Annotated in this window: 2 protein-coding genes; both read right to left on the reverse strand. The window is 39.3% G+C overall.

Features of this window, described 5'->3' with window-relative positions:
- Positions 1-157: 157 nt before the first annotated feature.
- Positions 158-1,501 carry a GTPase gene (locus F6K38_RS38640; RefSeq protein ID WP_287360232.1) on the reverse strand — a complete coding sequence of 448 codons (1,344 nt, stop codon included), beginning with the start codon at positions 1,499-1,501 and terminating at the stop codon, positions 158-160.
- A gap of 521 nt (positions 1,502-2,022) precedes the next feature.
- The coding region (locus F6K38_RS38645; RefSeq protein ID WP_502709651.1) for an ABC transporter substrate-binding protein at positions 2,023-2,877 on the reverse strand (855 nt) is incomplete at its 5' end.

Genomic DNA, 2,877 nt, shown 5'->3' on the forward strand with positions numbered 1-2,877 from the left:
ATCTGGTTCGTGGCAATGCAATTGATTTAAAGAAATAGTCCCTTTTGTGGTTTGACCCAGCAGTGGTGCGTTACGGGGCGGGCTGTGCTAACACTGGCTAAATCAGGGCTCCCCTAACGCACCCTACGCAACTGCTCCCTTTGTTAAATATTCCACCTCACAATCTACCTTCTATTTTATCAAAAAACTGTTTACATTCTTCAAACACCTGTTTTTTACTTAGTTTATCCCAAAAAATATATCTGTTATCTTGGAAATTTTTAATTGTTTCTAAAAGCCCAACAATTTCTTGCTCTCCTATTGTTGGGCTGTTTCCGTAACCGTGGTAAGACACTCCCCATATAATCGCTAGGCAAGTAGTAGCTATAGATTTTTTATCATTTGAGTCGAGAGCAACCAGTATATTGTTATTTACAGATAATACAGCACCCAGACCTCCTCCCAAGAAACCAACAGCAGTAGCCCCTATCTGTATACCAACTAACGCTGCTGGTCCAGCAGCAACACCACCAACAGGCAATCCAATCAGAAAACCGATTATCCCACCTATAACACCACCGACTCCAGTGCCAATGCCTGTACCAGCAGCTGCACCATCAACTACATCTCTAGGCTTTGAAAAGCTTTTTTTATGAAAGTTAAGGTCATTAACTCCTTTGAGTGGATCGTCTGCTGCTAATTTATAAAGCCTTGAAACGTTTTCATTAAATTCTTCTAACAACTGTTTAACTTCATCACGTATTTCATCAATAAGATCTTTTTCTGGGGAAGTATTATCAATACCCTTTTGTCTTTTTGCTTTGCTGCATGCTTGGATACAGTCATACATTAAATCTGAAGCTTTACTTAAAATTTCAAGCTGTCTATGTCTGAAATTTTCCAGGTCTATGCGATATCTTTCTTTCTTTTGACCAGACAATAAATTTTCAACATAGCTATAAATCCGAGTAACTTTGGAGGGGTCATCCCACCAACTATCAAACATAATGTAATGATTGATATCGTTTTGTTTAAAAAAATCTTCCCACTGAGTTATTCGTTTAACATGCTGTTCATTTCTTTTTATGCTTTTATTCCCAATGCCAATAATAGGCTTATTTAATTCCTTTAAAAGTTCAATTTCTTGATCATGTCCTGTTTCAGGCACATCATTTAAAGTATCGACAACGTATATGACCACATCTGCTCCCTCTACTCCTTCTATTGCATTTAGATCATATTTCATTTTATCTACAGGAAATATGTTTGCTAACATCTCTGGAGAAAGCTCTTGTTTTTTAGCTTTCATATAGGCTAAACAAGAATCTGGAACCTCAAAACCTGGACAATCAAGGAACAAGGCTTGCAGAGTATTATATTGAATCGTTTCAGTCTTTATTGTTGCGTGTGCTCGGTCAGCAACTAGACCGACATTGCTCTTGGTTAACGTTCTGATCAAAGTTGTTTTACCGGAATTGGTATGACCAGTGACTGCAATAACAGTTTTTTCTGTATTCTTCATAAGGTTTTCGTATTCAATCATATTAAATCAAGGCTTCAATGCCAGCACCACTTCACTGACATTGTCTTTCATCCACATACTCAATGGGAACAAATTCTAATCCCTGGTAAGCTGTATTACATGTTGATCGTATAACTTTAACTGCTGCTCCTGGTGGCTCTGTGCGGTTACCATCTGGTTTGAATTTGACTGTCCCAGTTGGACCTGGGTAACTAAAGTTATTTTTCCTTAAGGGCTCTACCGAACTTGCTGTGTAAAAATCTGATGGAATAATTCGTATAATCCTTACTGGGCGGGAGTTTGAGTTTTTACGCGATGCAGCGCGGTCTTGGGGAGGCAGCGCGGTCTTGGGGGTCTCCACGGGGCTTACAAGGTGCGGACGCAGGTTCCGCACACAGCCCCTCCCCATGAGCGACTGCCGTGGTTTCCCCCATGAGCGACTGCATCAAGAGATAGAATGATTTTTTATAAATAACCCCTCCCATCAGACCTAGTCGGCAATAAGCGCGGTTTTATACACACTATCTTCGGTAGAGCCTCCTTAAGGCTTCTTGTAACTTGACTCGATTGGGGTTTGGTAAAGTCTCCAGAGCCTTAGCAATGGTCATGATGGCATTGTATGCATCGTATGAATTGGCTGTTCTCCAGTTTATCTGAGTTTTTGAAGCTTGATCGCAAAAGGCTTCTCCCTCAGGAGTATCTACACACCCTTCCAAGGGTTCCCCATCATAATAAGCTATAAACTTCGATAATACACTTTCACTCTCGTTATGATCATCGGCAATCAAGATCCTCAGCGGTCTACCATTGATCTTAGCTTGGGAGTGATTGATATTGTTTTGAGCGTGAGCAATTCCTCCAAGTAACTTTTTGGCTTGAGCTTTGTCTCCTGTGATAGGAATTCCAACAGCAATAGTATAGGGCTTTATATTGGGATCTGTCTTAAGTTTAGCATTATTCCAGTAAATTAAAGTTTCTGGATCATCTTGAGATTCCTGCTGAAATGAAATTTCAAAAAATCTTGAAGCTTTGTCGTATCGTTTGTCATGATAGTATTTCATGGCGTACTTTTTATTTAGTGGCGGTAAATCATGAAAAAGACTCTCTTCACCACAACTTATATGATCGTCCATCTTAAGTGGACAAATTTCAGGCTTAGGAACAACAGGATCAGTAACAATTATCAAATCTTTCAATACTCTTAGTGATAGATAAGCAAAACCAATTAAAGAAACTACAATCAATAGAGCATATAGTGGATTGGAAAATAGTTTTCTCCTAAATCTAATAAGATTTCTCAGAAGCTTATTTTCCCCACATCCAGGGAACTTAGACTTGGACCAACTCCTTAATTCTAAGTCTAAAATCCCTGCATA

It is taken from the genome of Moorena sp. SIO3B2, from assembly GCF_010692525.1.
Lineage (GTDB): Bacteria > Cyanobacteriota > Cyanobacteriia > Cyanobacteriales > Coleofasciculaceae > Moorena > Moorena producens.

What these genes read in the sequence shown, in the direction of transcription:
- F6K38_RS38640 (WP_287360232.1), bottom strand. Translation starts at nt 1,501, where the DNA reads ATGAAGAATACAGAAAAAACTGTTATTGCAGTCACTGGTCATACCAAT.